Origin of the sequence: Tateyamaria armeniaca (genome assembly GCF_045797845.1) — a bacterium.
In the GTDB taxonomy this organism is placed as follows: Bacteria; Pseudomonadota; Alphaproteobacteria; order Rhodobacterales; family Rhodobacteraceae; genus Tateyamaria; species Tateyamaria armeniaca.
In genome coordinates this window covers 1-20742 of the sequence record NZ_JBHDIY010000002.1, presented here as the reverse complement: position 1 = coordinate 20742, position 20742 = coordinate 1, and the positions used below count along the sequence as shown (strand labels likewise).

21 protein-coding genes and 1 riboswitch are annotated in these 20742 nt (G+C 60.3%); of the genes, 14 read left to right on the top strand and 7 right to left on the bottom strand.

The features are described 5' to 3' along the window. Positions 1–154 precede the first annotated feature (154 nt). Genes ACERZ8_RS00195 through ACERZ8_RS00185 form a run of 3 tightly spaced genes read right to left on the bottom strand, consistent with a single transcriptional unit; the run spans position 155 to position 2991 of the window. Complete coding sequence (locus tag ACERZ8_RS00195) at positions 155–1024, bottom strand: hypothetical protein (RefSeq protein ID WP_407590117.1); 870 nt, start codon at positions 1022–1024, stop codon at positions 155–157. Next, positions 1021–2172, bottom strand: a complete 1152-nt coding sequence (locus ACERZ8_RS00190) for a toll/interleukin-1 receptor domain-containing protein (RefSeq protein WP_407590116.1) — start codon at positions 2170–2172, stop codon at positions 1021–1023. The genes ACERZ8_RS00195 and ACERZ8_RS00190 overlap by 4 nt, the downstream gene beginning before the upstream one ends. Next, positions 2173–2991, bottom strand: a complete 819-nt coding sequence (locus ACERZ8_RS00185; RefSeq protein WP_407590115.1) for a toll/interleukin-1 receptor domain-containing protein — start codon at positions 2989–2991, stop codon at positions 2173–2175. It abuts the gene before it with no gap. 376 nt (positions 2992–3367) lie between these two features. Between ACERZ8_RS00185 and ACERZ8_RS00180 the strand changes: the two genes are divergently transcribed. Beyond that, positions 3368–4216: a hypothetical protein gene (locus ACERZ8_RS00180; RefSeq protein ID WP_407590114.1), complete on the top strand. Its 849-nt coding sequence runs from the start codon at positions 3368–3370 to the stop codon at positions 4214–4216. 25 nt (positions 4217–4241) lie between these two features. Beyond that, entirely contained in the window at positions 4242–6068 is a 1827-nt protein-coding gene (locus ACERZ8_RS00175; RefSeq protein WP_407590113.1) for a D-Ala-D-Ala carboxypeptidase family metallohydrolase, read from the top strand. Positions 6069–6099: 31 nt separating this feature from the next. Here ACERZ8_RS00175 and fabA read toward each other — a convergent pair whose 3' ends face one another. Continuing rightward, positions 6100–6609, bottom strand: coding sequence for a bifunctional 3-hydroxydecanoyl-ACP dehydratase/trans-2-decenoyl-ACP isomerase (gene fabA / locus ACERZ8_RS00170; protein WP_407590112.1), 510 nt, complete (start codon positions 6607–6609; stop codon positions 6100–6102). 235 nt (positions 6610–6844) lie between these two features. Here fabA and irrA point away from each other — a divergent pair, with 235 nt between their 5' ends. After that, positions 6845–7264 carry an iron response transcriptional regulator IrrA gene (gene irrA, locus ACERZ8_RS00165; RefSeq protein ID WP_407590111.1) on the top strand — a complete coding sequence of 140 codons (420 nt, stop codon included), beginning with the start codon at positions 6845–6847 and terminating at the stop codon, positions 7262–7264. 3 nt (positions 7265–7267) lie between these two features. After that, complete coding sequence (locus tag ACERZ8_RS00160) at positions 7268–8047, top strand: phytanoyl-CoA dioxygenase family protein (protein ID WP_407590110.1); 780 nt, start codon at positions 7268–7270, stop codon at positions 8045–8047. A 60-nt stretch (positions 8048–8107) separates the two neighbouring features. Here the strand turns inward: ACERZ8_RS00160 and ACERZ8_RS00155 are convergent, their stop codons facing one another. Next, positions 8108–8935 (bottom strand): methyltransferase domain-containing protein, encoded by an 828-nt coding sequence (locus ACERZ8_RS00155; protein ID WP_407590109.1) that lies wholly within the window; start codon positions 8933–8935, stop codon positions 8108–8110. A 296-nt stretch (positions 8936–9231) separates the two neighbouring features. Between ACERZ8_RS00155 and ACERZ8_RS00150 the strand changes: the two genes are divergently transcribed. Next, positions 9232–9648, top strand: a complete 417-nt coding sequence (locus ACERZ8_RS00150; protein ID WP_407590108.1) for a VOC family protein — start codon at positions 9232–9234, stop codon at positions 9646–9648. A gap of 301 nt (positions 9649–9949) precedes the next feature. Here ACERZ8_RS00150 and ACERZ8_RS00145 read toward each other — a convergent pair whose 3' ends face one another. Next, the gene (locus ACERZ8_RS00145; RefSeq protein ID WP_407590107.1) at positions 9950–10816 is read right to left on the bottom strand and encodes a hypothetical protein; all 867 of its coding nucleotides are present in this window, start codon (positions 10814–10816) and stop codon (positions 9950–9952) included. 116 nt (positions 10817–10932) lie between these two features. On the opposite strand from ACERZ8_RS00145, the gene miaB reads away from it, so the two are divergent. The 4 genes from miaB to ACERZ8_RS00125 all read left to right on the top strand — a co-directional run bounded on the left by miaB (position 10933) and on the right by ACERZ8_RS00125 (position 14622). After that, positions 10933–12261: a tRNA (N6-isopentenyl adenosine(37)-C2)-methylthiotransferase MiaB gene (gene miaB, locus ACERZ8_RS00140; protein WP_407590106.1), complete on the top strand. Its 1329-nt coding sequence runs from the start codon at positions 10933–10935 to the stop codon at positions 12259–12261. Between the two features lie 224 nt (positions 12262–12485). Continuing rightward, positions 12486–13055 carry an OmpA family protein gene (locus ACERZ8_RS00135; protein ID WP_407590105.1) on the top strand — a complete coding sequence of 190 codons (570 nt, stop codon included), beginning with the start codon at positions 12486–12488 and terminating at the stop codon, positions 13053–13055. A gap of 2 nt (positions 13056–13057) precedes the next feature. Continuing rightward, entirely contained in the window at positions 13058–13495 is a 438-nt protein-coding gene (locus tag ACERZ8_RS00130; RefSeq protein ID WP_407590104.1) for a hypothetical protein, read from the top strand. A gap of 137 nt (positions 13496–13632) precedes the next feature. Then, positions 13633–14622 (top strand): PhoH family protein, encoded by a 990-nt coding sequence (locus ACERZ8_RS00125; RefSeq protein ID WP_407590103.1) that lies wholly within the window; start codon positions 13633–13635, stop codon positions 14620–14622. Positions 14623–14682: 60 nt separating this feature from the next. Here the strand turns inward: ACERZ8_RS00125 and ACERZ8_RS00120 are convergent, their stop codons facing one another. Next, entirely contained in the window at positions 14683–15456 is a 774-nt protein-coding gene (locus ACERZ8_RS00120) for a VPLPA-CTERM sorting domain-containing protein (protein ID WP_407590102.1), read from the bottom strand. 228 nt (positions 15457–15684) lie between these two features. Here ACERZ8_RS00120 and ybeY point away from each other — a divergent pair, with 228 nt between their 5' ends. From ybeY to ACERZ8_RS00095, 5 genes are all read left to right on the top strand, one after another. Further along, entirely contained in the window at positions 15685–16176 is a 492-nt protein-coding gene (gene ybeY / locus ACERZ8_RS00115) for an rRNA maturation RNase YbeY (RefSeq protein WP_407590101.1), read from the top strand. Positions 16177–16229: 53 nt separating this feature from the next. Further along, positions 16230–17123 (top strand): transporter associated domain-containing protein, encoded by an 894-nt coding sequence (locus ACERZ8_RS00110; RefSeq protein ID WP_407590100.1) that lies wholly within the window; start codon positions 16230–16232, stop codon positions 17121–17123. Continuing rightward, positions 17120–18637, top strand: a complete 1518-nt coding sequence (lnt, locus tag ACERZ8_RS00105; RefSeq protein ID WP_407590099.1) for an apolipoprotein N-acyltransferase — start codon at positions 17120–17122, stop codon at positions 18635–18637. The genes ACERZ8_RS00110 and lnt overlap by 4 nt, the downstream gene beginning before the upstream one ends. A gap of 9 nt (positions 18638–18646) precedes the next feature. After that, positions 18647–18697: riboswitch (SAM-SAH riboswitch) on the top strand. A 3-nt stretch (positions 18698–18700) separates the two neighbouring features. Further along, on the top strand, positions 18701–19882 hold the full coding sequence (gene metK / locus ACERZ8_RS00100; RefSeq protein WP_407590098.1) for a methionine adenosyltransferase: 1182 nt from the start codon (positions 18701–18703) through the stop codon (positions 19880–19882). Positions 19883–20006: 124 nt separating this feature from the next. Beyond that, on the top strand, positions 20007–20537 hold the full coding sequence (locus tag ACERZ8_RS00095; protein ID WP_407590097.1) for a hypothetical protein: 531 nt from the start codon (positions 20007–20009) through the stop codon (positions 20535–20537). The last annotated feature ends 205 nt before the right edge of the window (positions 20538–20742 follow it).

The following is a 20742-nucleotide window of genomic DNA, read 5'->3' as shown; positions in this document are numbered from 1 at the left end:
TACTCGGGATGAGTGTATCACGGCCACGTTACTTTTTCAACGCTGCGTTGAGGTGTTGGACACAGGCACGCGTGCCGAACGCCCGGCGCACCCGCAATCCGACATCGACTGCTTGCTGCGCTGCCCCCAGCCTTTTTTCCTACGGGCAGGATCGTCACACCCGGTATCTGTCATCACTCAATTGTCCCATGCCGATCAGCATCAGGCCAATCACGTCGTTCAGATGCACGGCATCGAACATCTGTTCATTTTGCTCAACCGTCAGGCCGTTGCGCTGGGCCAGTTGCCAGACGGGATAGTCGAAAAACGCATTCGGACTAATCCCGAATCCATCCGCCAGATTGACCTCTCCAAGCGCCTCGGCCACATCCGCGCGGGGACGAAATGCGCTCAGATCGCCACTGTCCTGGCCGCGGATCACTTCAATGACCTGCTGCGTCGCACCGCCGAATATGCCCGACAGGTATAGCGGCTTGTCCGCCTGCAAGGTCAGCAGACATTCCTCGACCACACCCGAACAGCGCCCGCCCGACCCTGACGTGCGGCCACCCAATGCCACCCGCGCATCGGAATCCTCGACCAAAGCCGCGCGCATATAGGTCAGGCTTTCCACGTTGCGCAGCGGGGTGTGCGTTGCGGTGCGGGGGATATCGGGGGGTCGGATTTCCTTGATGTCCAGAACATCCTCGAACCGGCGCCGCTCGGCCCGCGACAGGTTGGTTGTGCGCGGCCACGCGACATAGTTGCGAATGGCCGCCTCCTTCACTTCGGCTTCGGACAGGTCTTTGCGGGGCATCTGATAATCCATGGCAAAGCGGAACAGGCTGGCCATAACGCCCTCGGGGCGCCAGTCGTGCCCGAACACCAGACTGCCACCTTGGGCCAGCACGGCTTGCGCGATTTCGCGTGTTGCGCGGTTGACCTCGGCATCGTCAAACCCGTGGGCTTCGGCATCCTCGCTGTTGGAAATCGACAGCCCGACGCGCATGCCCTGTAACTGACGTGTTTTTGTGCCTCTCATCATGTCAGCCCTCCGCGGCTGGGGTCCGCCATTATCGTCTGCGGGGTCGTCAAGGCGATGTCTTCGTCTGCTGCGGCCACGATTGCGGCGGCGGCGTGGAATTCACCGTCCGACAGGGCAGGGTCGGGATAGACGATTGTCCCGCCATTCATCGCCTTGCAGGCCGCAAACAGCGACAACATCGTCGGTCGGCGCACCAGAACGCGCAAGTCGCCCGTTGGAAGAATGCCGGTGTCGACAAACGCCTGCACCGTGCGGAAATGCAACCGCGCCCGCAGCCCCTCACGAAGTGCAATGAAGATGATGCGGTAAATGTTCCCATCCGGCACCCGGATCGAGAAGTTTTGCCCAAGGTTGAGCTGGCTGGGCGGGTGGATCAGATCGTGCAGCAGGTCCACCACAACGATGGGAGAGCCGAACTCCTCGGCCCAGTGGACTTCCTGCAGGCACCACACCCGGCCCTCAAACGCCTTTGAGCGCAGAACGATCAGGACGGAGTCCTGAACCCCTTGCTGCAGGACTTTCTTCCAGTTGGTGCCCGGCGCAATGTCATCCGCATCGTAAAACCCGGCAAAGCCTGGCAACCGTTTGATCTGATCGGCCAGCGTGCGGGCCAGAGGCTGCCCGTCGATCTTGGCATGGCTGACAAAGAATTGCAGCTTGTCGGGCACCAAAGCGGTGCCGCGCGTGACCGCCTGTGTGGCAAGGTTCAGAGCAATCAGCGTGGCCACCGTCGACTGAACGGCGTCCTCCCCCAAATCCCGCGCCTGAATCGCCTGGGACCAGCTCGCATCAGGCGCACCTTCGCAAAACGCATCAAAGGAGCCGTCGATATCGATCAACAGCAGCGCGTTTTGCGGGTCAGTCTGTTCGATCAGGGAACTGGCATCGTTGATGAACTGCAACAGGGCGGTGTCTTCGGTCAGGGCCTTGTCGATCAGGACAACCAGCAGGGTGTGCAAGGGCCCGGACAACAACGCGCTTGCGGAACTCGGTGGCGCCGCTGTCAGCCGCCGGATCGGCACGTTCAGATCATCACCGCCCGACAGATACCCGGTGCCCTGCCCGCGAAACCCGCTTTGAATGGCACGGCGCAGCGTGTCGCCGCCGTCCTTGTGGCACAGGATCACTTGCAGGGGTGTGGGCAGCATCTATATCGCCTCCTTCGCATCAAGACAAAGCGCGCCGCGAACCTGCGACAGAACCTCGATCTGCAGGATCGGAGCAAAGCGATGCAGCGCGCTGTCGGTCGGAAAATCCGTGACCACCTGAACCCGCTCTGGCCCCACCCGGCCCGAAAGCGCGGCGGCCAGAACCACGGCCTCGTGCGACGCCACGGTGCGGGGCAGCAACAGTGTCGCGCGCGGGGCCGTGTCGGCCAGATCCATCACGCTTGCCCAGCGCACCGGATCAAACGGCACATCAAGGCGCAGGCGCAGACTGTCCACGGGCCGGTGCGGTTCGTGCTGGTGATGCCACGGATCGGCCACACCTTTGGGATGCGCCTCGATCCACAGGGGGCGGGGCGCGGTTGCAGGGGCAGGGTCGTCACGCGGGGCCAGCCCAAGACAAGCCGCGACTGCATCCGCGGCCGAGGCCACAAGCGTACGGCGGCTTGCCCCGTTGAGGTTGAGCACCTGAAATTCGGTCACCGTATCGGGCAACTCGGACAGGGCCACAGGTTCGATCAGGATCGGGATGATGCGCAGGCCACACCCGCGCGCCAGCCGGACCTCGACACTGGTCCAGACGCTTTCCACGCTTTTGCGGGACACGATCAGCACCATGGCATCCGCCGCATGCAGCGCGGATTCAATCGCCGCTTTCCATGTATCGCCGGGGCGCAGGTTCTCGACATCCACCCACGTCTGGCATCCGCGCCCGCGCAAGCGTTCCGACAGATCCATGACCAGCCGCAAATCAGCACGGGAATAGGACACAAAGACAAAGGGCGGAATGCTGTCCTTCATGGGCTCAAAACGCCATCGGGCACAGGCAGGACATGCCGCGTCGCACCGTTGCGGTAAGGGGGCAAAAGGTGGTCGTGTTCAAAATCCAAATGCGCGTCTCAAATGATGTGCGGACCAAGGAAAGAGACGATGAAAAGCAGCCTCTTTCAGCCACTACCGTAGGTTACCAGACCCGTCTTGTCTTGTCATTTTTGGCCGGAACCTGCGCAGTTGACCCATACGGTGGCGCGCGGAAACCGGGCCAACGGGCGCAGGTTGACCCAAGGGCAACACCTTCGAAATCATCGGCTGTGACACGCACCGATATTTGACAAGAAAACAAAACTCTGTGCAACTTGAACAAGAATTTATTGATTTCTTTCAGGGGCCATGACCGATGACTTGGCGTTTATTGTGCGCGGTCACCGCTTTGGTGGCAGGCTGCGGAACCACCGCCGGTGTCCGCGAATTCCAGACCTACACGGCAGCGTTCAATTCGGTCTATGAGGCATCGGATGCCATTCTGACTGAAATCTCGGCAGCCGAACGGGCGGCAGAGATCGACCTGATCGACGGACCCGCAGCGCAAGGCGTGTCCTCGGACTTTGACCCGGCCAATATCGCGATTTTCGCCCCGGATGCAGACCCGCCTTTTGTGGCTGCGACCCGGTTTGCAATCAACTCGGTCCTGCAATTCAACGACATCCTCAGCCGCTATGCCGCCGGGCGCGCATTGATCGTGCTGCGGGACGAAAGCCAGTCGATCCGGGATGCAGGCCTCGGCTTTGCCGACCCGAATGCAGAAAACCTCGGATCGGACTTTGCCGACATTTCCAAATCCGTCCGGGTGATCAGGGAACTGTTTTCGGTACTCGAAGGGGCCGGATCGCGCGAGGCGTTTCGCACTGAAATGCGCCGCTCGGGCACCGAACTTGTCAAACTGCTCGACCTCCTGGTGTCGAAATCCGACATCGCCTTTGATCTGCTCACGCAGGACGATTTTGCCGACCTCGACTTTGCCAGCGGGGCGCAGGCCGCAGAGATCCGCAACCGGATCAAGACGGAACGCGAGATGCTGGCAAGCTGGCTTTACATGATCCAGCAGTCACGCGGGTTGTTGCAACAGACGATGAACGCGATTGACGCGCCGCAATCTGCCTCAAGCCGCCTTGTGGAAACGGCCGTGATTGCGGGCGATCTGCGCGCCCGCGCCGAAATGATTAAACGGACCGCTATTGAGAACTGACACGTGATTTAAGAAAGGGTATTTGATGGCCACGACCGAAGCCCAGCTTGTCGCCAAGGTTAAAGAGATTGAATCCAAGATCCAGGACATCAAGGACAGTACGCAACTGTCCCTCGATGAGAAAAAGGACCGGGTGAAGAAACTCAGGTTTGAAATCAAGAAACTGAACAAGGCGCGCGCCGGACTGGCCGCCACAGAGATCACGGCCCAAGCACAGAAAGTGGCAGATGCCGCCGTGGCAGCCGCCAACAACGTGCTGCAAAATGTCCTGCAAGGCATCAAGGACAGCGCCGAGGATGCGATTGCCGCCGCCGAACTTGTTCTGCGCGAGATCACCGATGAACCGGCAGTGGTGGCCGCCCCAATCGATCCGGCCCCGCCTGCCGTGGTGAACCCGGTCAGCGACGATCCCGTCATCATGCGGCGCACCCAACATCACCGCGTGGTTTATGGCCATCTGGTGCGGGACGTTCAACTGGCGCTGCTGGCCAAAGGGTTCGATTCAAAAGGTGCCGACATGTTCTTTGGCACCGATACCGAGGCGGCCCTCAGGGCGTGGCGCACGGCCACGGGGCGCGATGGCGCGCTCGCGATCCTGACGCGCAACGACTGGGATGAACTGACCGGACTGCCCCAGCCCGAACTGTTCGATCTGTGCGCGCAGGCGACCGCCGCCTTCGAGGGGCACGGGTTCACCCAGGCCGCAGGCGATTTCGACGGGGCCATCGCGACATGGGGCTATCACGGCTACACGCTCAAATACGGGCACCTGCAAGCCGTGCTGGAACGGACCGAGGCCGCGAGCCCCGGAACGCTGGCAGACGTGTTCGGGGCGCAGCGCGCGGCCAGCATCAAGGACATGCTGGGCAAATCGCGTGACGATCAGATCGCATGGGCGCGCGCCAACCTTCTGGACAGCAACAAGCGCATGACGGTGGAATGGTCGCGCCAGTTTGACGATCTGGGCAGTCGCCGCGCCTGCCAGATGGCGCAGCTTGCACACAGCCGCGCGGCATTCTGGGAGACAATGGCAGTGCCACAGGCCGAACGGCTGGGTTTGCAGGAACCGCTCAGCTTCGGGATGCTGTTTGACGCCGCGATCCAGCAGGGTGGCGCGTCCGAAACAACGCTGAAGGCGGTCGAGGCCGCCCGCGCCGCCAAGCCCGACATGGACGAGGGGGCTTTGCGCGAAGTGTTGGCCGGCAAGCTCACCGAGCAGATCAAGTCCGACCGCTTTCGCGAAGACGTCAAATCGCGCCGCTTTACCTTTGCCGACGGGCGCGGACGGGTGCACGGGGCCAATTACGACCTTGGCTACTGGGGCTTTTTCGCCGCTGTCGATGAAAACGAAACCGATATTCCGCACCTGGCCGACCCACCGACCAAACCTGCGGTGGCCCTTGTCGCCCCCGACGATTTCCGGGGGTTCTTTGACCAGCGCATCGCGCCGATCGCGCCGAATTTCAGCATCGAGGAGTTTCTGAGCAAAGGCGGGGCGCATGGTGGCACCGGACCGTGCGGTGGTCTGAATACGGACCCGCCGCGCGACAAATGGGAAAACGCGATTGAGCTGGCCCGCGTGCTTCAGGCCATCCGGATCAGTTTTGGCACGCCCGTGGTGATCACCAACATGTACCGCGCACCTGCCTACAATACCTGTATCGGCGGCGTGTCGGCCAGCCAGCACATGGAATTCCGCGCCGCAGACATCAAGATTTCCAACGGGCAGAAGGCCTCCCAATGGCACGGGCGGGTCGTTTCAATGCGAAACGGCGGGCTGTTCCTAGGCGGGATCGGGCGCTATCAGAGCTTTGTGCATGTGGACACGCGCGGCAGCAATGCAAGCTGGTAATACATGCGCACCAATGGACGTGCGGCCCGGCTCAGCTTTTGCTCAGCGCGACTTTCATGTCCTTGACCTCATAGATCACTTCGCCATCCGCTTCGACGATGCCATCGGCAACACCCATGGTCAGGCGGCGGGTCTGGATCGCCTTGGTGAAATCGATCTTGTAGGTCAGCATTTTGCGGTCCGGTCGCACCATGCCCTTCAGCTTGACCTCGCCCACACCCAAGGCATAGCCGCGCCCCTGCCAGCCGCGCCAGCCAAGGTTGAAACCGGTCAGCTGCCAAAGACCATCAAGACCCAGACAGCCGGGCATGATCGGGTTGCCTGGGAAATGGCACTCAAAGAACCACAGATCCGGGGTGATATCGAATTCCGCCGTGATGTGGCCCTTGCCATGGGCACCACCATCGCCTGACACGTCGGTGATGCGGTCCATCATCAGCATCGGGGGGGCAGGCAGTTGCGCGTTTCCGGGGCCAAACAGCTCTCCGCGCGCGCATTTCAGCAAGCCCTCTTTGTCAAAGCTTGTAGGGTAGTCTGCCATCCTCGGCCTCATGTCTTCACGCAACTGTCCGGCGGGCCGGGTTCGGTTTCGTCTAGCATCGCGCGGACAATATGTGCAAGGGCGTGTGGCGGCGCGCCCAAAGGGGCCATGGCCCTCCCGCAGCATGACAAAAATGGAACAGAGCGGCGCGTGGCATAATGCGCCTGACCTGATTTGCAATTGAATTGCACCGGCTTGAACCTTTATATGCATGAGGGAACAGGTGAGGATAGCAATGCTACAGGATCGGAACGAGGTCGGAACCACATGGCTGGCAGGGGCAGGTTTGCGCCCCACGCGCCAGCGCGTGACGCTTGCCGCGCTCTTGATCGGCGATGGCCAGCACCGCCACGTGACCGCAGAAAGCCTGTTCGAGGCGGCCAAGGCCCAAGGCGATGGCGTGTCCTTGGCCACGGTCTACAACACCCTGCGCGCGTTTTGCGACGCCGGGCTGATGCAGGAAGTCATGGTGGACGGCTCCAAAAGCTACTTTGACACCAACACCCATGACCACCCCCATTTCTTCTGGGAAGACGAGGCCAAGCTGACGGATGCACCGTCAGACCAGCTGGTGATCGCGCAACTGCCCGATGCGCCCGCCGGGGCCGAGATTGCGTCGGTCGACGTCGTGATCCGACTGCGCCGCAAGGGCTGATCCATGGCGCGCGTCACGGATGAGGACGCGGCCACCTATCAAGCGGACGGTGTCGTCCTGATCCGCGGGCTGTTTGCTGACCACATCGAAACCCTGCGCGCCGGTATTGCACGCAACATGGCTGATCCCGGCCCCTATGCCTCCACCAACGACCGGGCAGGGGACACGGGCCTGTTCTTTGACGACTATTGCAACTGGGATCGCATCCCCGAATTTCAGCCTGTCGTGCGCGATCCGCAAGTGGCCGAGGTTGCGGCGACCCTGATGGGTTCGCAGTCCGTCCAGATGTTCCACGATCATGTGCTGGTGAAAGAACCGGGGACCTCGATGGCCACCCCATGGCATCAGGACGCGCCCTATTACTTCGTGCAAGGGCAACACACGATCAGCTTCTGGTCCCCGCTCGATCCGGTGCGCGCGGCGTCCTTGCGCTGTGTCGCAGGCTCGCATCTCTGGCCCAAGGATGTGCTGCCCACGCGCTGGGCCTCCGAAACGGCGTTTTTCGAGGGGGATTACATGCCCGTGCCCGACCCCGAGGCCGAAGGGATGCGCATCGTGGAATACGAGATGGAACCGGGCGACGCCGTCGCCTTCCATTTCCGCACCCTGCACGGCGCACGCGGCAATCACAGCGATGCACGGCGGCGGGCGTTCTCACTGCGGCTGGTGGGGGATGACGCGCGCTATGTGACGCGGCCCGGGCCGACATCGCCGCCGTTTCCCGGGCACGGGATGCAGGCCGGTCAGCGGCTGCGCGAGGACTGGTTTCCGATATTGTGCTAAAGGCGTGCGCGATGCTGGCCACCGCTTCGGGCGTTTTAGCCTCTCTCGGATCAAAGCATGTCAGATCCGCACGGCAGAAATCACCACTGATGGTGCAGGGACGATATACCCCTGCGCGCCTTTCACCCCTTCCGCCCGCGTGCGCGCGGCCAGATCATCGCGAATGGCATCCCGTCGCGCGGCCGGTTGTCGGCTCAGCAACGACGCTGCACGAACCGCGCCACCGTCGAAAACATCAAACAGCGTTTCGGGATTGGGCACGCACAATTGGGACGCAACTTCGATCAATGTGACATCGTCAAAACCCGCGGCTTCGACCGTTGGCCGGGCAACGGACATATCGACAAGCGCATGGGCATCAGGCCCCTCCGGCAAGGCGATCGATGCATCGGCCAGACGTCCGACCGCATCGAAAAGCCAGCCAAACGATCCGTCCGATCCCTTTCCGTGCCAGATCGAGAATGCGATTTTGCCACCCGGTTTCAGAACCCTTGCCGCCTCTGCCAATCCTCGGGCCGTGTCCGGAAAATGCGGCACACCAAAGCCGATGGTCACGGCGTCAAAACTCTTGTCGGGAAATTCCGTCGCCATCGCGTCTCCTTGAACAAATCGGGCATCGGGCACGCCAGCGCGGGCAAGCGCAATCATGGGCTCCGAAAAATCCAACCCGGTGACGCTGGCACCTCTTGTGACCATTTCTTTTGCGACGACGCCGTGCCCGGTGCACAGATCAAGCACCTCTGTGTTCGGCCCTGCATCAACAGCATCTGCCAGCTTTTGCGCGACCAGACGTGAGGCCATCTCGAACCCATCGGCATAGCCTTTGGCAATGGACGCGCTGCCCCAGCCGTCGCGCTCCATCTTTTCGAAATCACTTGTGTCGACCATTCTTCCCCTCCCGCAATGGCACCGGTGTCGATCATCCTAGTCCGGAACCGGGATTTTGGGAAATACTGGCAGGGATGAGCACACTGTTCCGGTTGTCTGGTCACGATCACAACCCCATCAGTTTCGGCTGTGATCAGGCCGCACGACACATGATACGTCGTGACAGCAGGCGGGCAATGATGCCTTGATCAAAACATTCGGGACACGCACCCTGACCCTGCACATTTGTGTGTCGATCAGAAATGCTGCAGTACTCCACCGGCAAGGCCCAGACGGCCGGAAGGGACCACGAGACCATGATTGCATATGTCACAGTTGGTGCAGACGACATTGTACGCGCGAAACAGTTTTACTCGGCGTTCCTGCCCGCCCTCGATTACGGGCTAGAGGAGGGGCCGGAGGGTCTGAGCTATGTTCTGCCCGTCGCGCCCGGTCAGTCCGTCATGCTGCCGGATTTCTACGTCAAACCAACTTTTGATGGTCGCCCCGCCACTGCCGGGAATGGCGCAATGGTCGCCTTCGAGGCGCGCAGCCAGGCGCAGGTGCGTGACCTGCACGCCGCCGCGCTTGCCGCTGGCGGGTCTGATGAGGGTCAACCGGGGTTTCGCGCCTCATATGGGCCGCACTTTTACGTGGGCTATCTTCGCGACCCTCAGGGCAACAAAATCGCGTTGTTCTCCAGTGATCCGAACGAACCCGGACGGGATGATTGACGCTTAAGGTACAGGCGTGCCCGACAGTACGGATTGGCGTCGCGGATGTGCATGCGCCGGGTCACGTCGCTGCACGCGTTTTGACGAAACCCTGCGTTGGCCCAAACCAAGGCCGTTTGCGGGTGTCGTTCTCGTTTTCTTCGGGCCACTCGGGACGTGACAACAGATCGGCAAAAACGGAGCCCTGTCTCACGTCTCCCGCGCTGGTTCGGGGCGGATCATTCCTTAACGAGTGATGAACCGGCCTCTGTAACCCATTGATTTTTGGTGGGCCGGGGCCTGTCCCACGCTGGGACACCCCTCAGAACCACTGCCCCGGTTCCATCAGTCCAAGGTCCAGCAACTGCCGGGAATGCCACTCGAACGGGGCCGAATTGTGCCATTTGAAGGTGTCGATATCAAAGGTGCTGCCCGGGTTCAGTTTCAGGGCCTTGGCGGTGCGAAAAGAACAGATCGCCGAGGTCAGGTTGTGGTGCCATTTGCAGGCATAGGTGTTGTATTCCTCGTCTGAAAACGTGTGATCCTCGCGCAGCATCAGCCCCGGCTTGGTCTTGAACAGGGCAATGCGGTCGATCTTGCGGCGGGACGCGGGCACGTGTTCCTCATAGCGCCAGCGCAGGCCACCAAAGAAATCCAACTGCCGCTCCTTCGGATGCCCCTTCGCATCCGGGCGGGCCAGCGCGTAATAACCCGAGCGGTCAAGATGCGCGCGATCCAATGTGACGGCATTGGGATGCTCGGCCAAATCGTCGGCATATAGATCGATCACGTAGGTAAGCATGGCATCACGCCGCTCTTCAGAGTGAAAGGCCAGCATCTCCCCAACGGTGCGCGTCTCGCAGAAAGGATGGAAAAGGTATTCGGCGTTGTAGCAGTAATACATCCACGTCCCCGTGGGCAGCGCGGTGATCAGCATGTTCACGGCATTCTCCATCGCCGCGGGTGCCGTCATGTCGTAATCGACCCGGATCACGATATCCTCAAGATCGCGGGGCAGGCTGAAGGCGGCGGGCATGCAGGCGATCAGGGATTTGAACCCGATCTGCTGATGATGGCGCAGGGTGGTGGCAACCTCTACTTCATCCTCGACCAGAACCAGCGCCAACGGGCCCTGAGGAGGCACGGCGGCGGTCGACTTGATCATTGTGCTCAGGCTGTCAAAGTGCATCAGGTTTGTGATCTTCGCGGCTTCTCCCTTTCATTCGGTTAATCTGCGGTGCATTGCAAGAGAGGGGTGGCGCTGTTAGATCGCCCTCTCAACCCTTCTGATACCCGGATACCCCCATGACGACGCCGAAAAAGCTCTTCATCAAGACCTATGGCTGCCAGATGAATGTCTATGACAGTGAACGCATGGCCGAGGCGCTGGGCGGGCAGGGCTATGTCGAGGTGACGTCGGCAGACGAGGCGGACATGATCCTGCTGAACACCTGCCACATCCGCGAAAAGGCAGCGGAAAAAGTCTATTCCGAGCTTGGGCGCTTTAAGGGTCTCAAGGCCGAGAAACCGGACCTCAAGATCGGTGTTGCAGGCTGTGTCGCGCAGGCCGAAGGGGCCGAGATCATGCGCCGTCAGCCGATGGTCGATCTGGTGGTCGGGCCGCAAAGCTATCACCGCCTGCCCGAGATGGAGGCGAAGACCCGCGCAGGCGAGAAGGCGCTCGACACGGATTTCCCCGAAGAAGACAAGTTCGAGAAGCTGAAATCACGCCCAAAGGCTGCTCGCGGGCCAACGGCATTCCTCACGGTGCAGGAAGGCTGCGACAAGTTCTGTGCCTTTTGCGTGGTGCCTTACACGCGCGGCGCCGAAGTAAGCCGCCCGGTCGACCGCATATTGAGCGAGGCGCGCGATCTGGTCGAACGGGGCGTGCGCGAGATCACTCTGCTGGGCCAGAACGTGAATGCCTATCACGGTGCGGGGGCGGACGGGTCCGACTATACGCTGGCCAAATTGATCTGGGATCTGGACAAGGTGGACGGGCTGGAACGCATCCGTTTCACCACCTCACACCCCAACGATATGAGTGACGATCTGATCGAGGCGCATGGCACCTGTTCCAAGCTGATGCCTTACCTGCATTTGCCCGTGCAATCGGGCAGCGACAAGATCCTCAAGCGTATGAACCGGAGCCACACAGCCGAAAGCTATCTGCGCCTGATCGAACGCATCCGCGCGGCGCGCCCCGATATTTTGATGTCCGGCGACTTTATCGTGGGCTTCCCCGAAGAGACGGAGGCGGACTTTCAAGCCACCCTCGATCTGGTTGAGGCGGTGAACTACGGCTATGCCTATTCGTTCAAATATTCGACCCGGCCCGGCACGCCTGCGGCTGAGCGAGCACAGGTCGATCCCGCCGAGGCGGATGACCGGTTGCAACGCCTTCAGGCGCTGATCACGAAACAGCAACGCGCCATTCAGGACAACATGGTCGGCCGCACGGTGCGTGTTCTTTTTGAAAAACCCGGTCGTCTGCCGGGCCAGATGGGCGGAAAAAGCGAGTATCTGCACGCGGTCCACGTGGATGACGCGGACGTGTCTGCCGGTGATATCGCCCCGGTAAGAATCATCTCTGCCGGGACAAATTCGCTTGCCGGCGTGTTGGTGGACACCTGAGCCCAACCGCAAAATCAGGTGTTAACTGCCCGTTTTTGTTGAAAGCCTGAACATAGCCACGATATATGGTGGTTTTCTCTTCACAGCCGCGTTTTCTTTGCTACACTTGGCGCCATGAGGCGGGTGTGCCGTGCTGCCAATATATCGGGACACCTGAACGCAGAAACACACAGTGATGTGCTCGTGCCTATGAATTCGAGCGCGCCGGTGAAGGGGGTCAGTGAATGTTTAGACAAAATGGGATGCTCAAATTCGCATTGGCGCTAGCCTGCGGGCTTGGCATGCTGAGCGACAGTGCGTCCGCACAAAATGTAGCGCGGGGCGAACAGTCCGGCCGCATTCAGTGGGGGATCTGGATTGACCCTGATGGGTGCATGCACTGGATGGCCGATGGTGGGATCGAACAGGTTCAGGTGAACCGCCTTGATCCCAAGACGGGCAAGCCGGTCTGCGTGCGTCAGAACACATGCTTTGTTGGTGATGCGGACACGATGTTTGCCACGGACAGCTCGCGCCTGAACGCCAGTGCCCGCGAGCGTCTGCGCAAGGTGTTTGCCCAAAACGGGGTGTTTGGATACGCCGTCTACGGCCACACAGACAGCCGTGCCTCCAACGCCTACAACCAAACCCTGTCCGAGCACCGCGCCCGCGCCGTGGCCAATGTTGGCCGCTCCGTCGGGGCCGTCATCGAGCGTGAGATCGGGTTCGGCGAGACGCGTCCACGCGCATCCAACTCAACGGCAGCCGGGATGAAGAAGAACCGGCGCGTCGAAGTAATCTGCTACAGGTGGTAAACATGGCATTCAGAACATTTATTCCCCTCGCTATGGCCGCAGGTCTGGTGACTGCCTGTGCAGAACCAGGTACAGGTCTGAAAGCCTATTCCGGCCCGGACGACTATATTGCCATCGCAGCGGACCGGGGTGTCGATTCCACCGCATCGCGCAATGACAATGCAGGCATCGCGATCACGCCGGACGGATGCCAGACGTGGTACATTGATGACGGGGTTGAGGCACGTGCGTCCAACCGCCTTGATCCGGTGTCAGGTCTGCCTGTGTGCAGCGACGCCGCCGCACCGGGAACCGTACTTGGGCCATATCGCTCAGGCACCCAAGGTGTTCGGGATCGCGTGCCACGCCGCCCAGCGAATGTGCGCACCGAACAGGTGGCCGTGCGCAATACGGCAGGACATGGCCACGTGGTCCATCCGGTCGAACAGCCGCATCACTGACATTGGTGAAATTCACCTCAAACAGAGCCGCGCGGGACCTTCTCGCGCGGTTTTTTAATTGTTTTATGCGCGCATCCCTTGTCGCCCGCGCGTAGGCTTGGCACCATCACACAGACTCATCCGAAAGGAGCCTGCACTTGAGCACAGTCACCCTGACCGAAGCTCTTATCGAATTTCCAGACAACAGGTTGTTGATCGATCTATGTGGCCCCTATGACGGGCACCTGACAGCCATCGAAACGGCGCTGGACATACAAATTGTCCGACGCGGAAACGTCCTTGTGCTGCTGGGCGAAGAGGCCGCGCAGTCCCGCGCCAAGGAGGTGCTGCAAGCCTTGTATCTGCGCCTCGAAGGGGGCAAGGATGTGGGCCCGGCAGATGTTGACCGCGAGTTGCGCATGGGTGGATCCGAAGAGGACACCGGCACGCGCGATGGGGATCAGCTTGAGATGCCTGTTGGCAACCGGATCGAAATCAAGACCCGCAAAAAGCTGGTTGAACCGCGCACCGATGCCCAAAAGGCCTATGTGCAGTCGCTGTTTGACAATGAACTCGCCTTTGGGATCGGACCGGCGGGCACGGGCAAGACATATCTGGCCGTGGCCGTGGGCGTGTCGATGTTCATCCAGGGCCATGTCGACAAGATCATCCTGTGTCGCCCTGCCGTTGAGGCGGGAGAGCGCCTCGGCTTTCTGCCCGGCACGCAGGAGGAAAAGGTCGATCCCTATATGCAGCCTCTTTACGACGCGCTGAACGACTTTCTGCCGGGCAAGCAGCTGGCCAAGTTGAAAGAGGAAAAGACCATCGAGATTGCCCCGCTGGCTTTCATGCGCGGGCGGACGCTGTCGAATGCCTATGTGGTGCTGGATGAGGCACAAAACGCGACGACGATGCAGATGAAGATGTTCCTGACCCGTCTGGGCGAGGGGTCGCGCATGGTGATCACCGGGGATCGCACGCAGATCGATTTGCCGCGCGGCGTGCCTTCGGGATTGTGGGATGCGGAGCGGTTGCTGAAATCGGTGCCCAAGATCAGCTTTAACTACTTCACATCCAAGGATGTGGTGCGTCACCCGCTGGTCGCCGCCATCATCGAGGCCTACGAGGCCGATACCGAGGCAGGCTGAGCACAAACGAAAACGGACGCCCCGAGAGGCGTCCGTTTCAATGTCATGATCTCAGATCGCTCAGGCCTGGCGGCGACGCATCAGACCAAAGGCACCCAGACCGGCCAGCAGCAGGGGCAGACCTGCGGGCAGTGGCACGGGGGGCAGTGTGTCTTCTGTGATCCCAGCATACTTAACTTGCGACTGCGAGAAGTTGTAAAAGCCGAACGCACCGTCGGTGAACAGGCTTCCATGGGTTGCCGACGAATAGCTGATTTCGAGAACGCCATCGACAAAAACCTCGATGAGGTTGTTGGTGAAGGTCAGATCAAAGTTGTACTCTTGCAGATCGTTCCAGCCGGTCGACCCAAGGTTGATTCCGCGCGCCACTTCGTTGATCGGTGCGGCGTGGTTCCACCAACCGCCTGTGCCTGAGCCACTTGTTCCGGTCAAATCGCCGGAAACATGGCTAAGCGCAAGGCCGTCAACGGCCGGGTTCTGGTCGTTCTGTTTCCAGTCGATCAGCCAAAAATCGGCGTTGGTGCTGTTGATCTCGTTCGCCTGATACCCAAGCACAAAGCCGATAAAATCATCGTCACCGCCGGTGAGGACTTCGATCGACCCGCTAAGCTGTTTGCCTTGGGCGTTGGCACCTGCGACGGTTGCATCGTAGAAAACCGTGGGATTGCCGTTGCGCGACTGGATCACAGAGTCGTTGCCTGGCTGAACAGTCCACGTTCCGGCGCCATTGTTTGGACGACCGTTTTCGGCCCAACCCGTCAGATCAACAGGTGCCGCATACGCCGCCCCCGACAGGACAACCGCTGTTGCCGTCATTGCAATAAGTTTTTTCATCACTACCGAACTCCAATTCTGGTATCTAAATTCGCGTTAATCATTAACAAACGTTTATTAATGCTGCCACATTGAATTCTCAAAATCGCCACATTTTCTGGCAGCTTTCTACCATCGCGATAAATCTTCCCCGAATAAGTGCGGAAGTCGAAACAATACGCACCCGTGTGCCTGTATTGATGCGCCTCAACCGGCTGACTCTCGGTCCAAGGCGCGGTATGCGCAGCCATGATTGAAGTGATTCTTGATGATGAACGCTGGGCCGCTTTTGGCCTTGAGGCGTTGGCCGAACAGGCAGTCGCGGCGACGCTGCGCGGGCTTGATCTTGACCCCGCACGGATCGAGGTTGCGATCCTCGGCTGCGATGATGCTCACATCACCATACTGAACACAGATTTTCGCGGCAAACCAAGCGCCACCAACGTGTTGAGCTGGCCCGAGGCGGACCTTTCTGCGGAAACGGACGGCGGTATTCCGCACCACCCCGAACCGGACCCGGACGGCACCATCAGCCTTGGCGACATCGCCATTGCCTATGACACCTGTGCGCGCGAAGCCGCCGAACAGGGCAAGCCGATGCGCGATCATGTTACACACCTGATCGTACACGGAACTTTACACTTGCTGGGCTATGATCATATCCGTGACCTTGACGCCACGCGGATGGAAACACTTGAAGTCAAACTACTTGGCATCATGGGGGTCCCTGACCCATATTAGACGGCAGCGACAGGAACCCGAATCCGGGAACCGCGTGAACTGGACAGGAGCCAATGGGCGAAAACGACGGATCGTCTGGCGCTGCGCTGAGCGCGCAGTCAGACAATGACAAGGACAAGGATCAACCTGTCCAGAGTGGTGGTTTTTTTGCGCGTGTAATTGGCGCGCTTACCCCGTCTGAAGAGGCGACCGAAGACGAGACGCCAAGCAGCCCGCGCCCCCAAGGGCATGGCATGATCAATCTGCGTCGTATGCGGGTCGAGGATGTGGCCGTGCCGATGGCCGACATCACAGCGGTGCCCGACACGGTCAGCCTTGATGAACTGGTCGCCGTGTTCAAGGAAAGCGGGCTGACGCGCCTGCCGGTGTTCGAGGGTACGCTGGACACTCCCATCGGCTTTGCCCACCTCAAGGATATTGCGCTGAACCACGGTTTTAACGGCGGTGGCAAAAGTTTCGATCTACGTGCGGGTCTGCGCCCCTTGCTGTTTGTTCCGCCGTCCATGACCATTGGTGTGCTGTTAACCAAGATGCAGACGGAACGGCGGCACATGGCCCTTGTCATCGATGAATATGGCGGCGTGGACGGTCTGGTCACGATCGAGGACCTGATCGAACAGGTCATTGGCGAGATCGAAGATGAACATGATGTTGATGATGACGTCATGTTCACCCGCGAAAAATCCGGATGCTTCATGGCGCTGGCCAAGACACCGCTGGAAGATTTCGAGAAAGAAGTCGGCATATCCCTGACCACCCATGATGATGTGGACGAAGAGGAAATCGACACGCTTGGCGGCCTTGTGTTCATGCTGGCCGGACGGGTGCCGGGACGCGGCGAGGTTGTGCAGCACCCCGACGGGCCGGAATTCGAAGTGATCGACGCCGATCCGCGCCGGATCAAGCGGCTGCGCGTGCGACTTCAGGGGCGGGACGCCGCGGAATGATCCTGTTGACGGCCCGGATCGCGGCCCTTCCGCGATGGGCGTTGATGTTGCTGGCCCTCGCATTGGGGGGTGCCGGTGCGCTGGCCCACGATCCATTTGCGATTGGCCCTGTAATCTTTGTACCACTGGTCGCCGGATTTGTTCTGCTTGGGACCGCATCCACGGTGCGCCAAGCCCTGTTGCGCGGATGGGCGCTTGGCGCTGGATACTTCGCGCTGACCCTCACGTGGATCACCGAACCTTTTCAGGTCGATGCTGCAACCACGGGCTGGATGGCTCCGTTCGCGCTGATCTTGCTCGCGCTGTTGCTGGGCAGCTTTTGGGCCGGGGCCTTGGCGCTGGCGCAGTGGGCGGGGGGACAAGCGTGGATTATTGCCCTGACATGGACCAGCGCCGAGATGCTGCGCGCCTACATCTTTACAGGCTTTCCGTGGGCAACCCCGGTTCAGGCACTGATCGATGTCTGGGCGGGGCAGGGGCTTGCCTGGTTGGGACCACACGGGCTGACATTAATACTAATGGCGCTTATCGCCGCTGCCATGTCCGTGCCCAGGGGCAAAGCGGTGTGGGCCGTGCCAGTGATCATCATCGCCGCCGTCGGTTTTGTTCCTGTCGCGGATCGCCCGGTGTCTGACAGCGGGCACACCGTTCGCCTGATACAGCCCAACGCGCCGCAGGACGAAAAGTGGGATCCGGAGAATATCCCGACCTTTGTCAATCGGCAGATCGATTTTACCGCCGCTGCAGGCACGCCTGATCTGATCATCTGGCCCGAAACGGCACTGCCCTATCTGGCGGAAAACGCGCAGGTCGTCTTTGACGTGATCGGTGAGGCCGCGCGCGGTGTGCCTGTGGTGCTTGGCATTCAGCGCCGCGAGGATGAAGATTACTTTAACAGTCTGATCGTGCTCGATGAGGCAGGCCAGATCGTTCAGACCTATGACAAACATCACCTTGTGCCATTTGGCGAATACATGCCTGCGGAATGGCTGTTTCGTCACATCAATGTGGGTGGCCTCGCCGAACGGGCAGAGGGTGGATATGCAGCCGGGCCGGGACCACAATTGCTGGATTTCGGGGCGATGGGCACGGCGTTGCCTCTGATTTGCTATGAGGCCGTTTTTGCCCACGACGTCGGGCGCGCGCCGGAACGTCCTGCCTTCCTCATGCAATTGACCAATGACGCGTGGTTCGGCGTGCGCTCCGGGCCGCAACAGCATTTTGCGCAGGCGCGCATGCGCGCGATCGAACAAGGGCTGCCGATGGTGCGCGCGGCCAATACCGGAATATCTGCGGTGATCGATCCCAAAGGTCGCGTGACCGCGTCGCTGGGGCTGAACGTTGCAGGCTACCTTGATGCCGCGCTGCCCGCGCCAGGGGCAGTGACCCTTTATGCACGGACCGGGGATGTTCCCTGGGCATTGGCGCTGCTTTTGGGCCTGATGGTCACAGTGTTGCGGCGCGCGCGCGCACGTCGGGCGTTGGGCATTGACGAGCGTAAGCCGGGCGCGTAAGGGCGTCCAATCCCGCCACAACGGCTTCCTGACGTGGCGGATGCACTTTTGAATGGAGCGTTTATGTCCCGCAAGAACTATACCTTCACGTCGGAATCCGTTTCCGAGGGTCACCCTGACAAGGTCTGTGACCGCATTTCCGATGCCGTTCTGGACGCCTTTCTGGCAGAAGAGCCCGAAGCCCGCGTGGCGTGCGAAACCTTTGCCACGACGGACCGCGTCGTCATCGGCGGTGAAGTGGGACTGAGCGATCAGGACAAGCTGAAGGACTATATGGGCAAGATCGACGAGATCGCGCGCGCCTGTATCAAGGACATCGGGTACGAGCAGGACAAGTTTCACTGGAAGACCTGCGAAATCACCAACCTGTTGCACGAACAGTCCGCCCATATCGCGCAGGGTGTGGATGCTGCGGACAACAAAGACGAAGGTGCCGGTGATCAGGGCATCATGTTTGGCTTTGCCACAAATGAGACGCCCGAGCTCATGCCAGCCCCGATCCACTATGCACACGCGATCCTGCGCCGCCTTGCGGAGGTGCGCAAGGACGGCACGGAACCGACCCTTGGCCCGGATGCGAAATCCCAGCTTTCCGTGATCTACCGCGATGGCAAACCTGTGGGCGTTTCGTCTCTGGTTCTGTCCACTCAGCACCTTGATGAAAACCTGACCAGCGATGATATCCGCGATATCGTCTCGCCCTACATTGCCGAAGTCCTGCCCGATGGCTGGTTGACCGACGAGACAGAATGGCACGTGAACCCGACGGGCAAGTTCGTCATCGGCGGCCCTGACGGTGATGCAGGTCTGACAGGCCGCAAGATCATCGTCGACACCTATGGTGGTGCTGCCCCGCATGGCGGCGGCGCGTTCTCGGGCAAGGACCCGACCAAGGTTGATCGTTCTGCCGCCTATGCGGCGCGTTATCTGGCAAAGAATGTTGTCGCTGCCGGGCTGGCCGACAAATGCACGATCCAGCTCAGCTATGCCATCGGCGTGTCCAAGCCGCTGTCTATCTATTGCGACACATTCGGCACCGCTGAAGTCGAAAATGCCGCAATTGAGCAAGCCGTGGCCCAGGTCATGGACCTCACACCGCGCGGCATTCGCGAGCATTTGTCACTGAACCGGCCAGTCTACCAGCGTACGGCGGCATATGGCCACTTTGGCCGCACCCCCGATGCAGATGGCGGGTTCAGCTGGGAGCGCACCGATCTGGTGGACGTGCTTAAGGCTGCCGTCTGAGGCAATTGCTTCGGGTGATCGCGGATTGATCACCAAAGGGTGCGTGGATTTTGCAAGCGGGTTGGCCTAGCCTTTCGGTGTCTTACGAAAGGTTTTGCCCATGCCCCTGCGATTTTTACGCATCTTGGCGTCGACCGCGGCTTTTTTGTCCTGCGCAACCCTCGCCACCGCTCAGGAAAACGAGACCCCGGACGCGCTCGAACCGCCGATGACAATGGTGCGCATGGCCGAAATCATCCGCGCCATCGATCCCGAAGCGCAAGCCGCCGGCAATGCCATCCAGTTCATCATTGATGACATTCCGATTGTCGTCATCGCCGACCCCGGTGCCAACCGGATGCGCGCCATGGTGCCCATCCGCTCGGCCGAAGGTCTTGCGGCGGATGAATTGATGCGGCTGATGCAGGCCAATTTCGATACTGCGCTGGACGCCCGCTATGCCGTGGCGCAGGGCAGGTTGTGGGGCGTGTTCATCCATCCGCTCAGCTCACTTGAGAAGGATCAGTTACTGTCGGCTTTTATCCAAACCATCAACGTCGCACGCACGTATGGTCAGACATATTCCGGTGGCGCGCTGAGTTTTGGGGGCGGCGACAGCAACGAGATTTATCGCGAGTTGCTGGATGAGTTGCTGGAAAAGGGCGAGGCGCTGTAAACCCTTTGTCAAACAGTTGAACGAATCGTCCACAGACGTTCCAGCACTGGTATCAGCATGTCAGATGGGCGGTTCTATCACAGGTGGAGATTGTGGCAATTTTGTGTTCATGCTGCGGCGAACAGTTGACCAAGATTGGGCAATAGAGCGCTGAATGTCACATTCGTTAAGATTTTACTTGATTTCTTACCGCTTTTGGAACTTC

Excerpts from the sequence above, each read along its gene's own strand:
- ACERZ8_RS00195 (WP_407590117.1), bottom strand. The coding sequence starts at position 1,024 with ATGATGAGAGGCACAAAAACACGTCAGTTACAGGGCATGCGCGTCGGG.
- ACERZ8_RS00190 (WP_407590116.1), bottom strand. The coding sequence starts at position 2,172 with ATGCTGCCCACACCCCTGCAAGTGATCCTGTGCCACAAGGACGGCGGC.
- ACERZ8_RS00185 (WP_407590115.1), bottom strand. The coding sequence starts at position 2,991 with ATGAAGGACAGCATTCCGCCCTTTGTCTTTGTGTCCTATTCCCGTGCT.
- ACERZ8_RS00180 (WP_407590114.1), top strand. The coding sequence starts at position 3,368 with ATGACTTGGCGTTTATTGTGCGCGGTCACCGCTTTGGTGGCAGGCTGC.
- ACERZ8_RS00175 (WP_407590113.1), top strand. The coding sequence starts at position 4,242 with ATGGCCACGACCGAAGCCCAGCTTGTCGCCAAGGTTAAAGAGATTGAA.
- fabA (WP_407590112.1), bottom strand. The coding sequence starts at position 6,609 with ATGGCAGACTACCCTACAAGCTTTGACAAAGAGGGCTTGCTGAAATGC.
- irrA (WP_407590111.1), top strand. The coding sequence starts at position 6,845 with ATGCTACAGGATCGGAACGAGGTCGGAACCACATGGCTGGCAGGGGCA.
- ACERZ8_RS00160 (WP_407590110.1), top strand. The coding sequence starts at position 7,268 with ATGGCGCGCGTCACGGATGAGGACGCGGCCACCTATCAAGCGGACGGT.
- ACERZ8_RS00155 (WP_407590109.1), bottom strand. The coding sequence starts at position 8,935 with ATGGTCGACACAAGTGATTTCGAAAAGATGGAGCGCGACGGCTGGGGC.
- ACERZ8_RS00150 (WP_407590108.1), top strand. The coding sequence starts at position 9,232 with ATGATTGCATATGTCACAGTTGGTGCAGACGACATTGTACGCGCGAAA.
- ACERZ8_RS00145 (WP_407590107.1), bottom strand. The coding sequence starts at position 10,816 with ATGCACTTTGACAGCCTGAGCACAATGATCAAGTCGACCGCCGCCGTG.
- miaB (WP_407590106.1), top strand. The coding sequence starts at position 10,933 with ATGACGACGCCGAAAAAGCTCTTCATCAAGACCTATGGCTGCCAGATG.
- ACERZ8_RS00135 (WP_407590105.1), top strand. The coding sequence starts at position 12,486 with ATGTTTAGACAAAATGGGATGCTCAAATTCGCATTGGCGCTAGCCTGC.
- ACERZ8_RS00130 (WP_407590104.1), top strand. The coding sequence starts at position 13,058 with ATGGCATTCAGAACATTTATTCCCCTCGCTATGGCCGCAGGTCTGGTG.
- ACERZ8_RS00120 (WP_407590102.1), bottom strand. The coding sequence starts at position 15,456 with ATGAAAAAACTTATTGCAATGACGGCAACAGCGGTTGTCCTGTCGGGG.
- ybeY (WP_407590101.1), top strand. The coding sequence starts at position 15,685 with ATGATTGAAGTGATTCTTGATGATGAACGCTGGGCCGCTTTTGGCCTT.
- ACERZ8_RS00110 (WP_407590100.1), top strand. The coding sequence starts at position 16,230 with ATGGGCGAAAACGACGGATCGTCTGGCGCTGCGCTGAGCGCGCAGTCA.
- lnt (WP_407590099.1), top strand. The coding sequence starts at position 17,120 with ATGATCCTGTTGACGGCCCGGATCGCGGCCCTTCCGCGATGGGCGTTG.
- metK (WP_407590098.1), top strand. The coding sequence starts at position 18,701 with ATGTCCCGCAAGAACTATACCTTCACGTCGGAATCCGTTTCCGAGGGT.